This is a genomic window from Rhizobium sp. SJZ105, from assembly GCF_007828365.1.
Lineage (GTDB): Bacteria > Pseudomonadota > Alphaproteobacteria > Rhizobiales > Rhizobiaceae > Agrobacterium > Agrobacterium tumefaciens.
In genome coordinates this window covers 977,122-993,509 of record NZ_VIUP01000001.1, presented here as the reverse complement: position 1 = coordinate 993,509, position 16,388 = coordinate 977,122, and the positions used below count along the sequence as shown (strand labels likewise).

The 16,388-nt window shown below is 59.2% G+C and carries 20 protein-coding genes; 13 read left to right on the top strand and 7 right to left on the bottom strand.

Features of this window, described 5'->3' with window-relative positions; translation table 11 throughout:
- Positions 1–15: 15 nt before the first annotated feature.
- From FB593_RS04980 to FB593_RS04950, 7 genes are all read left to right on the top strand, one after another.
- Positions 16–1,593 carry a Na+/H+ antiporter subunit D gene (locus tag FB593_RS04980; protein ID WP_145166361.1) on the top strand — a complete coding sequence of 526 codons (1,578 nt, stop codon included), beginning with the start codon at positions 16–18 and terminating at the stop codon, positions 1,591–1,593.
- Positions 1,590–2,069: a Na+/H+ antiporter subunit E gene (locus tag FB593_RS04975; protein WP_013635705.1), complete on the top strand. Its 480-nt coding sequence runs from the start codon at positions 1,590–1,592 to the stop codon at positions 2,067–2,069. The genes FB593_RS04980 and FB593_RS04975 overlap by 4 nt, the downstream gene beginning before the upstream one ends.
- On the top strand, positions 2,066–2,452 hold the full coding sequence (locus FB593_RS04970) for a cation:proton antiporter (RefSeq protein WP_003512027.1): 387 nt from the start codon (positions 2,066–2,068) through the stop codon (positions 2,450–2,452). The genes FB593_RS04975 and FB593_RS04970 overlap by 4 nt, the downstream gene beginning before the upstream one ends.
- Positions 2,449–2,781: a monovalent cation/H(+) antiporter subunit G gene (mnhG, locus tag FB593_RS04965; protein ID WP_003512029.1), complete on the top strand. Its 333-nt coding sequence runs from the start codon at positions 2,449–2,451 to the stop codon at positions 2,779–2,781. Before FB593_RS04970 ends, mnhG begins: the two co-directional genes overlap by 4 nt.
- Positions 2,782–3,212: 431 nt before the next feature.
- Complete coding sequence (gene ros, locus FB593_RS04960; protein WP_003512037.1) at positions 3,213–3,641, top strand: MucR family transcriptional regulator Ros; 429 nt, start codon at positions 3,213–3,215, stop codon at positions 3,639–3,641.
- A 390-nt stretch (positions 3,642–4,031) separates the two neighbouring features.
- Positions 4,032–4,454 (top strand): helix-turn-helix domain-containing protein, encoded by a 423-nt coding sequence (locus FB593_RS04955; protein WP_003512040.1) that lies wholly within the window; start codon positions 4,032–4,034, stop codon positions 4,452–4,454.
- Positions 4,447–5,304 (top strand): DUF6456 domain-containing protein, encoded by an 858-nt coding sequence (locus FB593_RS04950; RefSeq protein ID WP_065661238.1) that lies wholly within the window; start codon positions 4,447–4,449, stop codon positions 5,302–5,304. Before FB593_RS04955 ends, FB593_RS04950 begins: the two co-directional genes overlap by 8 nt.
- Positions 5,305–5,308: 4 nt before the next feature.
- On the opposite strand, the gene FB593_RS04945 is transcribed toward FB593_RS04950, so the two are convergent.
- Both FB593_RS04945 and FB593_RS04940 read right to left on the bottom strand, forming a co-directional pair.
- Entirely contained in the window at positions 5,309–5,725 is a 417-nt protein-coding gene (locus tag FB593_RS04945; protein WP_025592801.1) for a SufE family protein, read from the bottom strand.
- A 196-nt stretch (positions 5,726–5,921) separates the two neighbouring features.
- Complete coding sequence (locus FB593_RS04940; RefSeq protein ID WP_025592804.1) at positions 5,922–6,347, bottom strand: DUF5330 domain-containing protein; 426 nt, start codon at positions 6,345–6,347, stop codon at positions 5,922–5,924.
- Between the two features lie 485 nt (positions 6,348–6,832).
- On the opposite strand from FB593_RS04940, the gene FB593_RS04935 reads away from it, so the two are divergent.
- From FB593_RS04935 to FB593_RS04925, 3 genes are all read left to right on the top strand, one after another.
- Positions 6,833–8,362, top strand: a complete 1,530-nt coding sequence (locus tag FB593_RS04935; protein WP_038490306.1) for a sensor histidine kinase — start codon at positions 6,833–6,835, stop codon at positions 8,360–8,362.
- Positions 8,334–9,257, top strand: coding sequence for a peptidoglycan-binding protein (locus FB593_RS04930; RefSeq protein WP_186447883.1), 924 nt, complete (start codon positions 8,334–8,336; stop codon positions 9,255–9,257). Before FB593_RS04935 ends, FB593_RS04930 begins: the two co-directional genes overlap by 29 nt.
- Before the next feature lie 113 nt (positions 9,258–9,370).
- Positions 9,371–9,724, top strand: a complete 354-nt coding sequence (locus tag FB593_RS04925) for a DUF1491 family protein (protein ID WP_145166359.1) — start codon at positions 9,371–9,373, stop codon at positions 9,722–9,724.
- Positions 9,725–9,782: 58 nt separating this feature from the next.
- Here the strand turns inward: FB593_RS04925 and FB593_RS04920 are convergent, their stop codons facing one another.
- A complete protein-coding gene (locus tag FB593_RS04920) occupies positions 9,783–10,691 on the bottom strand; it encodes a DUF2336 domain-containing protein (RefSeq protein WP_186447882.1) in 909 nt (302 codons plus the stop codon).
- A gap of 555 nt (positions 10,692–11,246) precedes the next feature.
- Between FB593_RS04920 and FB593_RS04915 the strand changes: the two genes are divergently transcribed.
- A complete protein-coding gene (locus tag FB593_RS04915) occupies positions 11,247–11,435 on the top strand; it encodes a hypothetical protein (protein ID WP_038490312.1) in 189 nt (62 codons plus the stop codon).
- Positions 11,436–11,455: 20 nt separating this feature from the next.
- Here FB593_RS04915 and FB593_RS04910 read toward each other — a convergent pair whose 3' ends face one another.
- The gene (locus tag FB593_RS04910; RefSeq protein ID WP_013635715.1) at positions 11,456–12,004 is read right to left on the bottom strand and encodes a membrane protein; all 549 of its coding nucleotides are present in this window, start codon (positions 12,002–12,004) and stop codon (positions 11,456–11,458) included.
- Positions 11,997–12,584: a DUF1214 domain-containing protein gene (locus FB593_RS04905; protein ID WP_112681500.1), complete on the bottom strand. Its 588-nt coding sequence runs from the start codon at positions 12,582–12,584 to the stop codon at positions 11,997–11,999. The genes FB593_RS04910 and FB593_RS04905 overlap by 8 nt, the downstream gene beginning before the upstream one ends.
- A gap of 108 nt (positions 12,585–12,692) precedes the next feature.
- On the opposite strand from FB593_RS04905, the gene FB593_RS04900 reads away from it, so the two are divergent.
- Positions 12,693–14,081: a M20 family metallopeptidase gene (locus FB593_RS04900; protein WP_112681499.1), complete on the top strand. Its 1,389-nt coding sequence runs from the start codon at positions 12,693–12,695 to the stop codon at positions 14,079–14,081.
- Here FB593_RS04900 and FB593_RS04895 read toward each other — a convergent pair.
- Positions 14,078–14,686: a LysE/ArgO family amino acid transporter gene (locus FB593_RS04895; protein ID WP_065661234.1), complete on the bottom strand. Its 609-nt coding sequence runs from the start codon at positions 14,684–14,686 to the stop codon at positions 14,078–14,080. The genes FB593_RS04900 and FB593_RS04895 overlap by 4 nt on opposite strands.
- 296 nt (positions 14,687–14,982) lie before the next feature.
- Between FB593_RS04895 and FB593_RS04890 the strand changes: the two genes are divergently transcribed.
- Positions 14,983–15,882 carry a LysR family transcriptional regulator ArgP gene (locus tag FB593_RS04890; protein ID WP_025592816.1) on the top strand — a complete coding sequence of 300 codons (900 nt, stop codon included), beginning with the start codon at positions 14,983–14,985 and terminating at the stop codon, positions 15,880–15,882.
- A 6-nt stretch (positions 15,883–15,888) separates the two neighbouring features.
- Here FB593_RS04890 and FB593_RS04885 read toward each other — a convergent pair whose 3' ends face one another.
- Positions 15,889–16,347 (bottom strand): VOC family protein, encoded by a 459-nt coding sequence (locus FB593_RS04885; RefSeq protein ID WP_003512061.1) that lies wholly within the window; start codon positions 16,345–16,347, stop codon positions 15,889–15,891.
- Positions 16,348–16,388: the final 41 nt, after the last annotated feature.

Here is a 16,388-nt window from a genome sequence, read left to right as displayed (position 1 = left end):
GCGGGGCACAGACACATGGCTTCATCCACCACTTCCGCAATATCAGATCTTTCCGCAGCGCTTGTCACGGCACCCGTGCCGCTATCCGACTGGCTGATCATCCTTCCCGTCGCGCTCTCAATAGGCGCAGGTGCGGTGCTGATGATGCTGCGCCACACCATGCGTCTGCATGCGCCCATTGCAATCACGGCACTTGTTCTACTGGTACTGCTCGATGCTGCGCTTCTGTGGAAGGTCGTGACCCAAGGGCCGTTCACCATGGTCATGGGCCGCTGGCTGCCACCCTTCGGCATTGCCTTTACGGCAGATCTGACCGGAACGCTGCTGTCGCTCGCCGCCGCCATCGTAGCGCTGGCCGGTGCCATCCATGCCAGCGCCGATATCGACGCCAGCGGCAGGCGATACGGTTTTTATCCGTTCCTGATGCTGTTGATGGCGGGTGTCACCGGTGCGTTTCTGACCGGCGACCTCTTCAACCTCTATGTCTGGTTCGAGGTGCTGCTGATCTCGTCCTTCGGCCTCATCGTGTTGGGCTCCACGCGCGAGCAGATCGATGGCGCGCTGAAATACGCCATCCTCAACCTCATCGGCACGACGCTGTTCCTGATCACGGTCGGTTATCTCTATGCCATCTTCGGCACACTCAATATGGCCGATATCGCGCTGAAGGCGACGCAGCTGCGCGGCACGGCTCCGCTGATGACGCTGGCCAGCCTGTTTGCTCTCGCCTTCGCCATGAAGGCGGCGGCCTTTCCGGTGAATTTCTGGCTGCCCGCCTCCTATCACACGCCGCGCATCGTCGTTTCCGCCCTGTTCGGCGGCCTGCTTACCAAGGTCGGCATCTACGCGCTGCTGCGCGTCATGGTCATGCTGTTTCCGGTCGAGCGGGAGGAGCTGAGTATCGTCATCGCCATCTCTGCGGCGCTGACAATGGTGCTCGGCGCCATGGGTGCGCTGGCACAGAACGATATCCGCCGCATGCTCGGTTACATCGTCATATCGGGCATCGGTTACATGATGGCGGGCATCGCCATCGGCACGCCCTCCGGCGTTGCTGGCGCGATCTTTTACGCGCTGCACTCCATGGTGCTGATGACGGCGCTTTATCTCGCCGCCGGCCACGCCGCCCGCCTTGCCGGCAGTTTTACCCTGACTTCGCTCGGTGGCCTTTATCGGCAGGCGCCGTGGTTTTCGGGCCTCGCGCTCGCCTTGTTTTTCGCCGGTTCCGGACTGCCGCCGTTTTCCGGCTTCTGGCCGAAGGTGGTTCTCATGAAATCGGCGATCGATATCGGCGCCTGGTGGCTTGCCGCAGCCCTTCTCCTGTCCGGCTTCATCGCCACCATCGCCTTCGGGCGGGTCTTCCTCTTATGTTTCTGGCGCCCGGCAGTGGCCTCAACCGGCCAGGCGCCGTCGCTGCCTGCGTCGCCTCTGGCGGCCCCTTCTTTCGTCCCGCTGGTCGGGCTGACATTGCTGGTGGTGTTCTTCGGCCTGTTTCCGGAAAGCCTGCTCAATCTCAGCCAGCAGGCGGCTGCGGGGCTTGGCAACCCCGAAGCCTATATCCAGTCGGTGTTTCCCGAAGGGAGCAGACCATGAGCCGCTACATCCTGTTACTGCTCTTCGTTGGCGTATGGCTCGCCGTAAGTGGCAGCGTCACGCCGGCGAACATTCTCTTCGGCCTCATCGTCTCGGCGCTGGCTCTGGGCCTTATCCGTCACCAGATCCCCAAGGGCGGCCGTCATCGGCTGCGTCCGGTCCGCGTGCTGTCGCTGCTGCTGCTGTTCTTCAAGGAGCTGGCGCTGTCGGCCTGGAAGGTGGCGGTGATGGTGACGCGGCCGAAGCTCGATGTGCAGCCCGGTATCTTCGCCTATCCGCTCAGGCTGACGACGGATTTCGAGATCACGCTGCTTGCCAATCTCATCACGCTGACCCCCGGCACACTTTCGGTCGATGTTTCCGAGGATAAAACAACGCTCTACGTCCACGCGATCGATTGCAGCAATATCGAAGCCGCCAAGAATGACATCCGAAACGGCTTCGAAAAAAAGATCATGGAGGCGTTTCAGGGATGACGCCGGAACTCATAGTTTCATTTGCAACTGTACTTGCCACGGTTGTACTGTCCGCTGCCTTTTTGCTGACAGTATATCGCGTCGTCGTCGGTCCGACCTTGCCGGACCGAATCGTCGCGCTCGACATGCTGGTCGGTATCGCCATCGGCTTCATTGCGGTTATCGCCATCCGCACCGGCGTCGATCTTTATGTCGATATCGCCATTGCGCTCGGACTGGTGGGTTTTCTCGCAACGGTGGCTTTTGCCCGCTTCGTCCTGTCGCGCGGTGCAGATGGCAGGCGCAGGACAAAGGCTGTTCTGGACGGCGAGCGGGCATCGGAAGTTGTTGAAAAGCCTGAAAAACAAGTATCCAGGCGTGGAAAAAGAAGGGGCGGTCGATGATGGGCTGGATCGTGGCTATTCTGGTTGCGGCACTGACGGTCTCAGGTGCCGCCTTCTCGCTGATTGCGGCAATCGGGCTTAATCGCCTGCCGGATGTCTACACCCGCATGCATGCGGCTTCCAAGGCGGGAACGGTGGGCTCAGGCCTGTTGCTGCTGGCTGTCGGCATTCATTCCACGGAAATATCGACGCTGGCACGGGCACTTGCCGGTTTCTTTTTCTTTGTTCTGACAGCACCGGTCTCCGCACATCTTCTTGCAATGGCTGCACACAAGGCAGGTTATCCACTTGCTGATAAATCGGTAGTTGATGACCTAAAGAAAATTTGAAGTTGAATTACCCCCTAATAATCGGGGGTCTTCGTTTTGCATTACTACTTGGCATAGTATTTTATTACCCGTGATTTTTTGTATTCCAATTAGACTGTTTTGAACTGAAAAAATCATAATAGGAATTTGACTTTTGCTGTTTTGATGCTATCCAAATTAAGTGTAAAATTGCTTATTGCGATTTGCATCTAGCCTCTTCATGGTCGGCATAGGCATTTTATTAATGTCTAATCTATGGTTGATCAGACCTTTGTTGGCCATGTCGCGGGCTACAAGTTGAATCTCGGATCAATTCGTTTCCGGTTTCGCTTGAAATCTAGGGGTAGATTTCACGTTGGTTTCAACAGGGCGAAGGAGGGGCACCGGGTAACTTCACATCGCTCGATGCGGCGTTCATCCGTGTCTGGAGATAAATAACAGGAGATACTTAAATGACGGAAACTGCATACGGTAACGCCCAGGATCTGCTGGTCGAACTGACGGCGGATATTGTGGCTGCCTATGTTAGCAACCACGTCGTTCCGGTAACTGAGCTTCCCGGCCTTATTTCGGATGTTCATACGGCACTCAGCGGAACATCGGCACCGGCATCGGTGGCGGTCAATGTTGAAAAGCAGAAGCCTGCTGTGTCGGTTCGCAAGTCGGTTCAGGACGATCATATCGTCTGTTTGGAATGTGGTGGCTCGTTCAAGTCGCTCAAACGCCACCTGACGACGCATCACAGCATGACGCCGGAAGAATATCGCGAAAAATGGGATCTGCCGGTCGATTATCCGATGGTTGCTCCCGCCTATGCCGAAGCCCGTTCGCGGCTCGCCAAGGAAATGGGTCTCGGTCAGCGCCGCAAGGCGAACCGTTGATTTTCTAAGACGGATTGTGTCGCGGCTGTATTTTCTCCCCGTCCGGGGAAAGATGGCCCGAAGCGCCGGATAAAGGGGACCTTGGCAGCATATTGCTGGCCTTGCCCCTTAACTCGCCGCCGTGACCTTTTCCCTTAGCAGGAGATGGCGGCAGGGCGCACATGCCCGCTCCATACACATCTTGCACCTAGTGTTATGTCCAGCTGGTCCTTAGACCGGCTTTTTTATTGCCGCGCGCAATTTCGACAGAGGAAAAAAATCCTTGTTTAGGCGTCACCTTTATTCAAAAACAAAGCGAAATCAATCGCATGTTTTTCGACGCCAAATTTGCCCTTCCCCGCGTCCATCCTCAGGGGTATGAATTAATTCCTATTCGTAAAGGAGTTGCATATGCCTTCGGACATATCGTCTTTGCCTGCCCCCTTTCGGCCCTGTGTGCAGGTTGCCGATAGCAATTTCCGCCGTTTTCCGCCTGCTGCCGGGCGGGATGAGATTTCCCGGATTTGCCGGCTGGTCCGGCAACTGGCCGGGGAAATGGTGCAATTGACCGGCGATCGTGTGGCTGCGCGCCGGGACAGGCGGCGCACCGAATGCCATATCCGCCAGATCGCCATGTATGTGTGCCATGTGCAGCTCGGTATTCCCATGTCAGATATCGGCCCGTGTTTCGGCAGGGACAGAACGACAGTCGGCCATGCCTGCCAGGTGGTTGAGGATCGTCGTGACGAACCCGCCTTTGACGAGTTCGTCGCTACACTGGAGCGGCTTTCCGGCAGCATTTTCAACGTGATGAAAGGTGTTCGGGATGAGTGAGACAAAAAGCGCTCCATCGATACTTCCCGATCCTGTCCTGTTGCGGCTCCTGCGCTGCATTGCTGCGGGCACGGCTGCGATATCGGAGGATCGCGGCGATATGGTATTGCAGCGACCGGAGGCCGGGAACGGCAGGACACGGCGTCCGGCGTTGCGGTTTCCGGCCGCCACGGTGCAGCTAGCCCTCTCTTCGGGGCTGATCGAAAGACGCGAAAACACGCTCTCCGCCGCGCCGCCGCTCGCCTCCTATTTGAAGCGCGCTATAGCCAGGGATCGCGACGAGATTTTTCAGCACCAGCACTGGGATTTGCAGACGGTGGTTCTGGATGTCGGCAAGGACAGGCAGCCGGCCCGGCGCAACCTCAATAGCTCGCCACTGACAGGCCTTTCACGGCTGAAGGAAAAGGATGGCACGGCATTCTTCCCCAGCGATGCCTTGCAGGCTGGCGAACGCCTCGCTGCCGATTTTCACCGCGCGCAATTGAACCCAAAGGTAACGGCAACATGGGAGCCGAAAATTGCAAGCCGCACGAAGGGGGAGGCGGGTGGCAAGCTCGATCTTACCGATGCGGCGATTTCCGCCCGGACGCGGTTTTCCCGTGCAGCCGATGCTATGGGGCCTGAACTTTCAGGTGTCGCCATCGATATCTGCTGCTTTGAAAAGGGGCTGGAGGCCGTGGAGCGCGAGCGGCAATGGCCGGCGCGTTCGGCAAAACTGCTGCTGCGGGCCGCTCTGCTATCGCTTGCCCGGCATTATGCGCCGCAAGCGCAACGCAGCAGAAGGACAAGCCACCATTGGGGCGACGAAGATTATCGCCCGCCGATGGCGCCAACGATGGCAACAGAATGAAGGCTCAGGCGGTCAGAAGTCTCGCTTCCTCGCGGATACGTTTGACCATGGAACGCAGGCCATTGGCGCGCTGCGAGGACAAATGTTCCACCAGCCCGATCTTGTCGAACACCTCAATGGCGTCCAGACCGGCGATTTCGGAAGCTTTTTTACCGGAATAGACGGCAAGAACGATGGCGACGAGGCCGCGCACGATATGCGCATCGGAATCGCCCTCGAAGGTCATGAGAGGATCTTCAGCACCATCGCTGTGGCTGACGAGCCAGACCTGGCTTGCGCAGCCCTGCACCTTGTTCTCAGGCGTGCGCTTGTCTTCCGCAAGGTCGGGAAGCGCCTTGCCGAGTTCGATGACGTAACGATAGCGATCCTCCCAGTCGTCGAGGAAGGCGAAATCGTCAAGGATCGTATCGAGAGAGGCCATGTTGCGCGCCGTATCGTTCGTTATTGCCATGCTTTGCTACGATATAGGGCAAGTGCAGACGGTTTTGAACCATGCGGACCATGAAAAAGCCCACGGAAAACAGGTTTCCGTGGGCAAGTTTGGCAGGCAGTCACGCAGGCGGACATATCCGGCTGCAGAGAAGGGGCGGCGTGGCGTTAGGCGGCGGCGCAAAATATCAGGGGGTGGGGCGCTTCTGCGGCAGGGGAATGATGGTGCCGGTCTTCAGCATGTCGGCATTCCCAGGGAATTCGACGCTGATCGCCGGTGCTGCGGCCAGTTTTTCGCTCTCGCTGGCGAGTTCGGCTGCGGGTGCCGTTTTATCACCGGATGCAAGCTGCGCGTCGAGCAATTCATAGGCGACCTTGGCGCCTTCCTTTGCCCGTTCACCGAGCGCGTGGAAGGTTTCGGCGCCCTTGACGCAGACGTCGGGTTTTTCGATGCAGATGGCGCTGACATAACGATAGGCCTCACCGGCTGCCGAAACGGCGCTGGGAATATCGAATGCCGAAGGTTCCTTGGTCGGATCGTTGCTGCTACCGAAATAGGACAGCGCGACCAGCACCAGCGAAAACCAGAATGTTCCTTTGATCAGAAACCACATTGTCAGACTACCCTGCCAGATGATCTTTGTTTTGAAGCCCCGCCCGTTTTGGGTCATCGGCCTTTGTCCCGTTTTTCGGGCTTGGAGAGAGGCTACAGGCGACCGGCGAACAGCCAATTGCAAAAAGCAGCGCAATTTAATTCAAATTGTATCTATTCTCCTCGCATCGGGACCGGCTCCAGCAATTCCGTCGCATTTTAACAGTCCATGTTAAGCATAATTGCGACAGATGCCGTCTGTTCCGGGCAAAAGTGCTCATCCGTGCTGCCACAAAGGTTAACGCGATGGCAAAAATAAAGCGAAATCCGTCGCTTACCCGTCATTAACCATGATTGGCAAAGCTTGGTTGAAATGCTCCGTAATGGGACTGCGGCGCATTTCGCGGCTGTTTGGTGCCGTTCTTTTTATCCATTCCTTAAGTCGCGGGCTTCTATTGTCGGAGCCGTTAGATCCGTCTCAGGGATTCAGGTTTGGTATTGCGTAATATGAGAAAAAAAGCGGTCGCATTGGTCGACCATGCCGCAGGCAGATGGCTTGCGCGTATGGAGGAGGACGCCGAAAGGCGCGCCGGCACCGTTGCGCGCCTGCGCCGCCTGTTTGCCTTCAGCGCCGTCGGCTTTCTGGTCGTTCCCGCCCTGTTCAGCCTCGTCTTCAGCCCCGCCATCGCGCTGCCCATCGGCGCCGCTCTGGTGCTGGCGCTCTATCTGGCCGCAGCCGCCCTGTTGATCGCCTTTTCGCGTCCTGCCCGTGGCGCAGCGTCCCTGTCCGCTCAAGCCGGCGACGATGACCTCGTTGCGGCATCGCAGGTGCCCGGCCTCGTACTCACCATCAATGAAAACGGCCTCGTCGAGCGCGTCTCCGGCCGCGACCTTGAAACGTTTCCAGCCGATCTTCAGGCCTGCAAGGGCCATGTCTTTGCCGAATATGTCTATGTTTCTGATCGCATCGAGCTGATGCAGGCTTTCGACCTTCTGCGGCAGGGCGAGGAAAAGTCCAGCGTGGAACTGCGGTTCGAAACCGGTGCGAAATCGCGCCAGGCGCAGTTCATTCACGCGCGTATGGAAATGACGGCGATCCGCAATGCGGCCGGCAGGCTGCGCCGCGTCGTCGCCCAGCTCTCCGACGTTACCGAGATGGAGCTTCTGCGCCGCGATGTCGCCCGCAAGGCGGCGGAGGCGGAATCGGCTAACGACGCCAAGTCGCGGTTCCTCGCTGCCGTCAGCCACGAGCTGCGCACCCCGCTCAACGCCGTCCTCGGCTTTTCCGACATTCTGGCGGGCGAATATTTCGGCCGGCTGGAAAACGACCGCCAGCGGGAATATGTCGGCTTGATCCGCCAGTCCGGCGCGCATCTACTGTCGGTGGTCAACACCATGCTGGATATGAGCAAGCTGGAAGCGGGCCGTTACGAGCTGATGATGGAAAGCTTCCCGATCGGCGAAACAATCTCGTCCTGCGAGGCCATGCTCGGCTTGCAGGCGAAGGAAAAAGGTCTGACATTGACCAGCCGCATTCAGCGCGGTATCGGCGAAATCTCCGCCGACCAGCGCGCCATCCGCCAGGTTCTCATCAATCTGGCTGGTAACGCCATCAAGTTCACTGATGCCGGCGGTGTAGTGTCGATCGATGCTGCGCGTGAAGGAAGGATGCTGAAACTGACGGTCAGCGATACCGGCATCGGCATCGCATCCGACAAGATTGAACTCCTGGGCCAGCCTTTCATGCAGGTCCAGAATGAATATACCCGTCGCTATGAGGGCACGGGTCTGGGATTGTCCCTGGTCAAGGGTCTGGTAGCACTGCATGGCGGCACTTTCGCCATCACCAGCCAGCCCGGCGCGGGGACGGTCGTAACGATCATGTTGCCTGCCGACGGTTCCGGCATGGCAGGTGGCGAAAACGCTGAAACCGAATGCATGGTGGAGTTTCCGCCGCGCATCAAACGGCTCGGCGAAATGGCCGCGATTATGAGGAAGGATGGTGACGATGGCCCCGCGAAAGCGAAAATCGCCTAAGAAAACAACGGCCCAGATTGGCGCCGGGATTGTTTCCTTGGTGGTTTCGGCCATCGGGCGCGAACTCCTGCGCCGTCCGAAACTGGTGGGCGGCTCAGGCGTCTTCGTGGTCGTCTTCGGTTTTGTCGCCGCCAACGCGCTCTGGTACCAGCCGGGCGTTCACCCGTCTCCTTTCCTGCGTACCCGCGATGCGGCAAACCCGAACGGCATTGCCGGCTATCGCGCGGCAGAGCCGCTCGGTACGCAGGGCCATGTTACGACCTTCCGCATAGAACGCCCGAGCGAAACCGAAACGGCACAGGAACCGGCGGCCGCAACGGCGACGCCCGCGACATCGGTTGCGGCGGAAAACCAGAAGCCGCAGCAGATCGTTGCCGATATTCAGGCCGAACTTAAAAAACGCGGGCTTTACGAAGGCGAGGCGGACGGCAAGATGGGACCGCGCACGGCTGCCGCCATCATGTTCTTCGAAGAAACGCTTGGCATGGAACAGACCGGCGAACCGACGACACGGGTGCTGGCGGCGCTCAGGATCGACGGCGCAACCGTCGCCGCAATTCCGAAGGATCGGCCTTCCGACGCCAACACCGGCGGCGGCGTTGAGATCGACCCGGTCGCAGCCGCAATCCGCAAGGCTGAAGCGCCTCGTCCCAAGGCCGAACCGGTCTCCTTAAACAGCGCTGCCGCCGCTTCAAAGCCGGTGAGCCGCGATCTGATTGCAAAGATCCAGCAGGGACTGATCAATATCGCCTATGCCGATGTGAAGGTGGACGGTGTGGCCGGCGAGCAGACCCGCAACGCCATCCGCCATTTCGAAAAACACTACCGCCTGCCGGAGACCGGTGAACCGAGCGAAGCCGTGCTGAAGAAGCTGAAATCGATCGGGGCGCTTTAGGGGACTGGGTCTCAACTCTCTCCGTTCTTGTGACAAGCGCAGGAACGAGGAAAGAAGAGAGCGTAACAACACGGACAGGCAGCGGCCTGCCGCCTCCATCGAAAGCACCCCCAATGCGCCTCAAATCCGAAATCTTCGTATCAGCCCTTATCCGCCGCGTGTTTTCCGCTGGTGGCTTTGCCGCTGTCGAAAAGAAGGGTGCGGAAGAGGCCGGCGCGATCTTCATCCGCCAGCGCCTTCGTGATGGCCGCGAAAACCTCTATGGACCCGCGCCGCAGAGTTTTGCCGAGGACGAGGAAGTCCGGGCCGAACGCCGTTTCGAGACGCGTCTTGCAGGTGTGGAGGGGGAGGAAAGTGCTGCTATTCTCGAAAGGGAGCGGCGCTTCGACAGCGATCTATGGGTCGTCGAGATCGAAACGGACGAGATCGGCACTCTCCTGACGCTGGTGGACCAACCGAAGATTTAAAGCGTGCAGCAGCTTTGCGCCCGGAATTGCTCCGGGCGAGGGGTGGCCGCCTTAACCCTCACGTCCCCGTTCTGTGAATGACAGGTGCGCTGTGGTTCGGTCGTTCGCGGCCGTGGGTGTAGCTGTCGGCGCGCCGCCAGCTTTCCACCCGCTCTTCGCATTCAATGATTTCGAGGCGGTCGAGCATGGCCTCGGCGCGGCTCATGTCGCCTTCGGCGGCGGCAAGATGCGGATAGAAGCATTGCAATATGAAGGCGGCTTCGGAAAATTCCATGCCGAGCCCGATGAGGGTGGTGGCGAGCTGCGTGCCTGATATGTCGAGCATGATGCGCTCCGACAGCCAGTAGCTGGACGACAGCGAATCCGCCAGCGTCACCGCAAACTGCCGCGCATCACGCTCGCGCGCGAACCGCACGAGCAGCGCTTCCTGCACGTCACTCAGGCGGCGCAGGCCAAGAACGTCGCTTTCCGGGCGGCTGAGCTGATGCGCCATCCGTTTGATGCGCTGGCGCATTTCCTCTTCCACGGCGGTGGATTTGATCTGTGGGTCTGCCGGCTGCGCAATGGCGGGCTCCGGCATGGCGGGAGGCGTCGCGTCATCGGGTCGCTTCAGGTCTTCCATGTGCCGCAGGCCGACTAGCGCGTCGATGACGGTCGGCGACAGATCCTCGCGCCGCACGATGGCGCGCGCATGGGCGGCCCCTTGCGTGCGGGCAATGGTGATCAGCGTGTCGTCATCAAGGCACTTCGACGAAATCAGGAAGGGGGCGGCAATGGAAATCGGCTGGCAGGCGATGAAGAAGGCAACCGCCGAAGGCACGTTTGGATGCTGGGAAAGCGCTGCAATGGCTTCCCGCTTGGCCTCTTCGGTGGAAGCGTTGAAAAGCGGCATGAAAAGCTCGGCAAACTGCCGAAGGTCCGTTTTTGACGGATGGGGAACAGTCTCAAAATTCGTGACAGTGGCCATTAGCACCACATCTTTCTTCCTCACGGCTCTTGGCCTCTCAAGTTCTCGAAACCGGTCGGTCAACGCACTACCCAACAAAAACGCAAACACAATATCGGTTCAAATTAGAGCAAATCCGTTGACACCCTGTTAACTATGGGGGGTGGCAAGCGTTATTGTGCGTTTATCAACAAGGAAATTTTAAAACCTTCGTGACGGACAAAACGTCATGGAACCTTGCCGTCTCGCCTTTGTTTTCAACGGGTGCAGCTTTATGAAGGATAAGTTGGCGCCCGGCGATTAGGGTTAACGGATCATTAACCTCTGTCTGTTTCTAATTTCATGGGCAGTATTAGGATTCCATGTTATTCTGATTGATAGAATAATTTCGAAAATGGCATGCCGAAGCCTTGATATGCGCACGACACCTTGCAAAATCGCCATCGATTTTTGGGTCGTGCCAAAACCAGTCTGTGGGCTGGATTATGCGCAATGTGATGGTGATGAAATTCCCGACGCAAGACGAGGCTTGCGCGGTTCCCATGGGCAACATTGACTCCCGAAGAGGAGACGAGCATGGCAGTTATTATTCCAATCGCCGAAGCCCGACGAAGCCTGCGCCCGGCCGGAATGTCCGGCAAGGTTATGGGCCCGGCAAAGGTCGTGCTGTTTACCGGCGTGCGTTATGAAAAACGCGATACGGAACCGGCTGGCAAGGATGCGCGCAAGCGCAAGCCCGCACCGGAAACCGTCTTCAAATCCTGATTACGCTTGGTTGACCGGCGCTATTTCCAGGGTGTCGGCTGGCATTTCGCTTCGTTCAGGAACCGTTCCGCTTCTTCCCCGAAGCTCGGCTGCGGCACCATGGTCCGCAACACCACATACCCTTCCGTCTGATCCGATTCCGCCAGAATGGCCTGTGAGAGCGATGGCGGCTGCGCCTTGCGAATGGCCGCGATCTGCACAGAATCCGCCACCAGAATATCCATCACCCCGCCTGCGGACGTGCGGTCGTTCATGCTGAACACCTCGTTCGACGCCTTGTCGTAAACCGCGACCGACCAGAAGGGCACCGCGCCGATGGCCGTCAGCCTGACGGGCTTTTCCTCGATATTGAAGGTGCAGACGGCAACCCGCATGAAGGGATCGCCGCTTCCCAGTGTCTTTTTCTCCGTCGTTTCTTCGAGAAGATGAAACTGATGCGGCTTACCCTCCGCCAAGGCGCGGGTATAGGCGTCGCGATTGCTGAAATGCGGTATCGCCAGAAGAATGACGACATGCAGCACGGCGGCGGCGACAAGGCCGGTGAGGATGGCGAGCAGGGTCCTAAGCATTGCCACACCCCAGCTTGCGGATTTGCGGCATGGCGATGTCGATAAGGCCGGAACTGCCGGCAACCGGCGTGTCGAGCAGCGTCATGACCAGCTTGAATGTCTGCCCCTGCGGCACAGCCAGCCAGTTATAGGTCTGGGCATCGGGTGCAATGGCGATGTCGATGCCGCCATCGGCGCTGCGCAACAGCGTGCGCGAATTAAGCGCAAACGGTCGTCCGGCATCTTCCGCCAGAACATTGCCCTGCTGGTCTGCGGTATAGAGCGTCCAGAACCGTGAGGGCGGCACGGCGCCCGCCAGCTGGTAACGGCATTCGCCGGTCAGGCGCTGGCCGTCGCTGTCGACGGAGGCGGTGAAGGCCAGCCCCTCGGCCGTTCCATAAAGCAGCTTGCCGGCATCGGCGCGGTGCGACTTGGCGTAGGGATCGGCCTCGATCGTCTGCGCTTCCGGAAAGGCATCCCATGAGCCGATGCGGATCGAGCCGAAGCCGGATGTCGCCTCAAGTGCTGCCAGCGTCGCGGCAATGCCGCCGCCAAAGGCGATCAATAGGGCGATGCCGACAAGGAATGGAACTCGAAACACGCTGTTTTCCCGTTTTTGAACAGGTCGAGGACTATCACTGATTCCCTGTTTGGAAAATGGTACGCCTTGTTTAGTCTTGATGGAAATGACCAGAAGAGGGATTCCACCATGTCGCGACAAGCCGCCATCGACCACGCCACCCGCTTTTTCGACGATGGCAGGTTCGAGCAGGACTTGGCGCGTCGCGTTTCGCTGCGCACCGAAAGCCAGGATAAGGCGCGCGGTGCCGAGCTGGCGCTCTATCTGGAGCGCGAAATGCAGCCCGCTTTCACCGCCATGGGGTTTTCCTGCACGATCCTGCGCGACCCGGCGGCGGATTTGCCGTTTCTGATCGCCGAACGTTTCGAGTGTGAAAATCTGCCGACCGTGCTGGGTTATGGCCACGGCGATGTGGTGCGTGGTCTTGATGACGGCTGGGCAGAAGGCCTTTCGCCTTTCGTGATGTCCGAGCGCAATGGCAGGTGGTACGGGCGCGGCACCGCCGACAACAAGGGGCAGCATTCGGTCAACATGGCGGCGCTGAAAGCGGTGCTGGAGACGCGTGGAAGACTTGGGTTCAACGCCAAATATCTGATCGAGATGGGCGAGGAGAGGGGTTCTCCCGGCTTGAGGGAAGTTTGCCGGGACTATAGCGAGCGGCTGAAAGCCGATCTTCTGATCGCCTCCGACGGCCCGCGCCTGAATGCGGAGCGGCCGACCGTTTTTCTCGGTGCGCGCGGCGGCATTACCTTCGATCTGGTGATCGAGGCGCGGGAAGGCGGCCATCATTCCGGCAATTGGGGCGGGGCGCTGTCCAATCCCGGCGTGCAGCTGGCGCATGCCATGGCAAGCCTCGTTGGCCCATCCGGGCAGATCCGCGTGCCCGAACTGGTGCCCGAAGAGCTGCCGCAGGCCGTGCGTGACGCGCTTGCCGATTGCGAGATCGATGGCGGCCCGGATGGTCCGAAAATCGATCCTGACTGGGGCGAGCCCGGCCTTTCCACCGCCGAGCGTGTGTTCGGCTGGTGTGCGCTGGAGGTGCTGGCCTTCGAGACCGGCAATCCGCGCGCGCCGGTCAATGCCATTCCGCCACGGGCATGGGCGCGGCTGCAATTGCGCTTCGTTGTCGGCATCGATCCGGAAGCGGTGCTGCCCGCCATCCGCCGCCATCTCGACCGGCAGGGGTTCAGCATGGTTCGGATCGTACCCGCCGGCGACGAGATTTTCCGCGCCACGCGGCTTGATCCGCAGGACCCATGGGTCGGCTTCACTCTGAGTTCCATGGCCCGCACGACGGGCAAGAAACCGGCACTTCTTCCCAATCTGGGTGGCTCGCTGCCCAACGATATCTTTGCCGATATACTGAAACTGCGCACCATCTGGGTGCCGCATTCTTATCCCGGCTGCTCGCAGCATGCGCCGAACGAACATCTGCCGAAAGAGATTGCCCGCGAGGCGCTTGCCATCATGGCCGGGCTTTACTGGGACCTCGGAGAGGGAGATACCCCTCCGCTTTAAGCGCCCATGACCAGCTTGAAGGCGATGGCCCACATGGTGAAGGCGATAACCCCTTCGAGGATGCGCCAGGCGGACGGCTTTTCGAAGATCGGGCGCAGCCAGCGCGCGCCGTAACCCAGCGAAAAGAAGAACAGCAGGGAGCCGGTGGCGGCACCCGCCGCGAAGGTTTTTTCAAAGCCGGGAAATTGCGTGGAGATGGTGCCGAGCAACACGACGGTATCGAGATAGACATGCGGGTTGAGAAAGGTCAGCGCCAGGCAAATGGCAAGCGTCTGCCACAGGCTCGCCTCCCGCCTTTCTGCCACCGAAAGCACCTCCGACGAACGCAGGGCCGAATGTAGGCTTTTCGCGCCATACCAGATGAGAAACGCCGCACCGGCATACCGCATGATGGGATCAAGTGCTGGCATGACGGCGCTTATCCGCTGAAAACCGAAGACGCCGACGGTGATCAGCAGCGCATCGGAAATCGCGCAGGTGGCACAGACGGCAAAGACATGGGAGCGCGCCAGCCCCTGCTTTAGAACGAAAGCATTCTGCGCGCCGATGGCAACGATGAGGCTGAGACCCATCGTCAGGCCGGTGAAGAAGATTTGAATGTTCATGTGCTGGCTGCTGCCTTTTGTCTCTTCCTGTGCGGATGGATGATGCCACCGCTTCCAGACCGAGTGCTTTGATATTTCCCTCACATGGTTTAATCAAATTAAACAAACTCAGTTCAAGTAATTAAAACTAATGACGGGCAAAAACTATGCGACAGGGCGATTTCATGTGCCGGCACCTCGCCTGACCCTCATTCCTGTGACAAGGACAGGAATGAGGGAAGAGGAGAGTGCTACTGCTACTGCCCGGACGCTTCCCGCCAACCACGCCCATATCAACCTTTACAAGGAGGCCTGTGATGCTGGACTATCCTTCCATGCGCGCCGTGGCGCTCGTGGCCCAGACTGGCAGCTTTGAGAAGGCGGCACAGGTGCTGTGTGTCACGCCCTCGGCCGTTTCCCAGCGTATCAAGCAGCTGGAGGAGCGCCTCGGCGTGGTGCTGATCGTGCGCGGTAATCCTTGCGTGGCGACGGAAAAGGGCGAATGGCTCTGCCGGCACATGGACCATGTCGGCATGCTGGAAACCGAACTGTTCCGGCAGCTTCCGGTTCTTTCGGAAGCGGGCGCGGCGGCAGAGCGTGTCACACTCAACATTGCCACCAATGCCGATAGTCTCGGCACATGGTTTCTCGACGCGGTTTCGAAATTCACCGGTGGCAGCGACTATCTCGTCAACATCGCGGTGGACGATCAGGACCATACGGTGGAATGGCTGCGCGGGGGCAGGGTGCTCGCCGCCGTCACCGCCCATGCCAAGCCTGTGCAGGGCTGCCGGGTCTTGGCTCTCGGTGTGCTCAGATATCACGCCACCGCCAGCCCGGCTTTCATGGCGCGCTATTTCTCCGATGGCGTCACGCCCGCCACGCTTGCCCGCGCGCCGGGGCTCACCTTTAACCAGAAGGACAGGCTGCAGGCCAGCTGGATCAAAAAAGCGCTGGGTGAGGATATATCCTATCCCACCCACTGGCTGCCCTCGACCGACGGTTTCGTGAAGGCAAGTCTTGCCGGCATGGGCTGGGGCCTTAACCCGGTGCAGCTGGTGGGAGAGCACCTTCAGGCGGGGCGGCTTGTGGAAGTCGTTCCCGGCACGCCGCTCGATATCCCGCTTTACTGGCAGGTCAATCGGCTCGCCGCTGAACGCCTCGGCACGCTCACCGCCCATGTGGTGGAAACAGCACGGGCGGCGCTTCTTTCCTGAGGCAGATCAAATAGTCTGCCATTCGCTCCAGTTCAACACGCGCGGAATCTGCGGTTTTGCTTCGCCGCCAAGAAACGCGATATATTCCAGCGAGTGGCCGTCGGGATCCTTGAAATAGACGCTGGCTGCCGGCATCCATGGAAAGACGACGGGCTCGTCGATCTCGTTTTCGCCGTCAAAACCGAGCGGCGTTACGCCGTTCCGGCGTAGATAGTCCGGTGCGGCGAGAAGCTGATCAAAATCGACGCTGAAGGCGATGTGCAGTCTCATATTGATGGGTGCGGACTGGATGGACCATAGGCCAAGCATCGAATGCCCACGTTCGCCGGTCCAGAAGAACGCCACATTCCGTTCAGGGAATCGTTGTGCCAGCTCCAGACCGACAACATTACGATAAAACTCAACCGAGCGTTCCAGGTTCGAAACCGTCAAATGCGTCTCGAACAATGCTTTTACTTTCACCATTTCCTGTCCTCAATTGCCTTAGCGCTGCGCCTTTCGGGCAT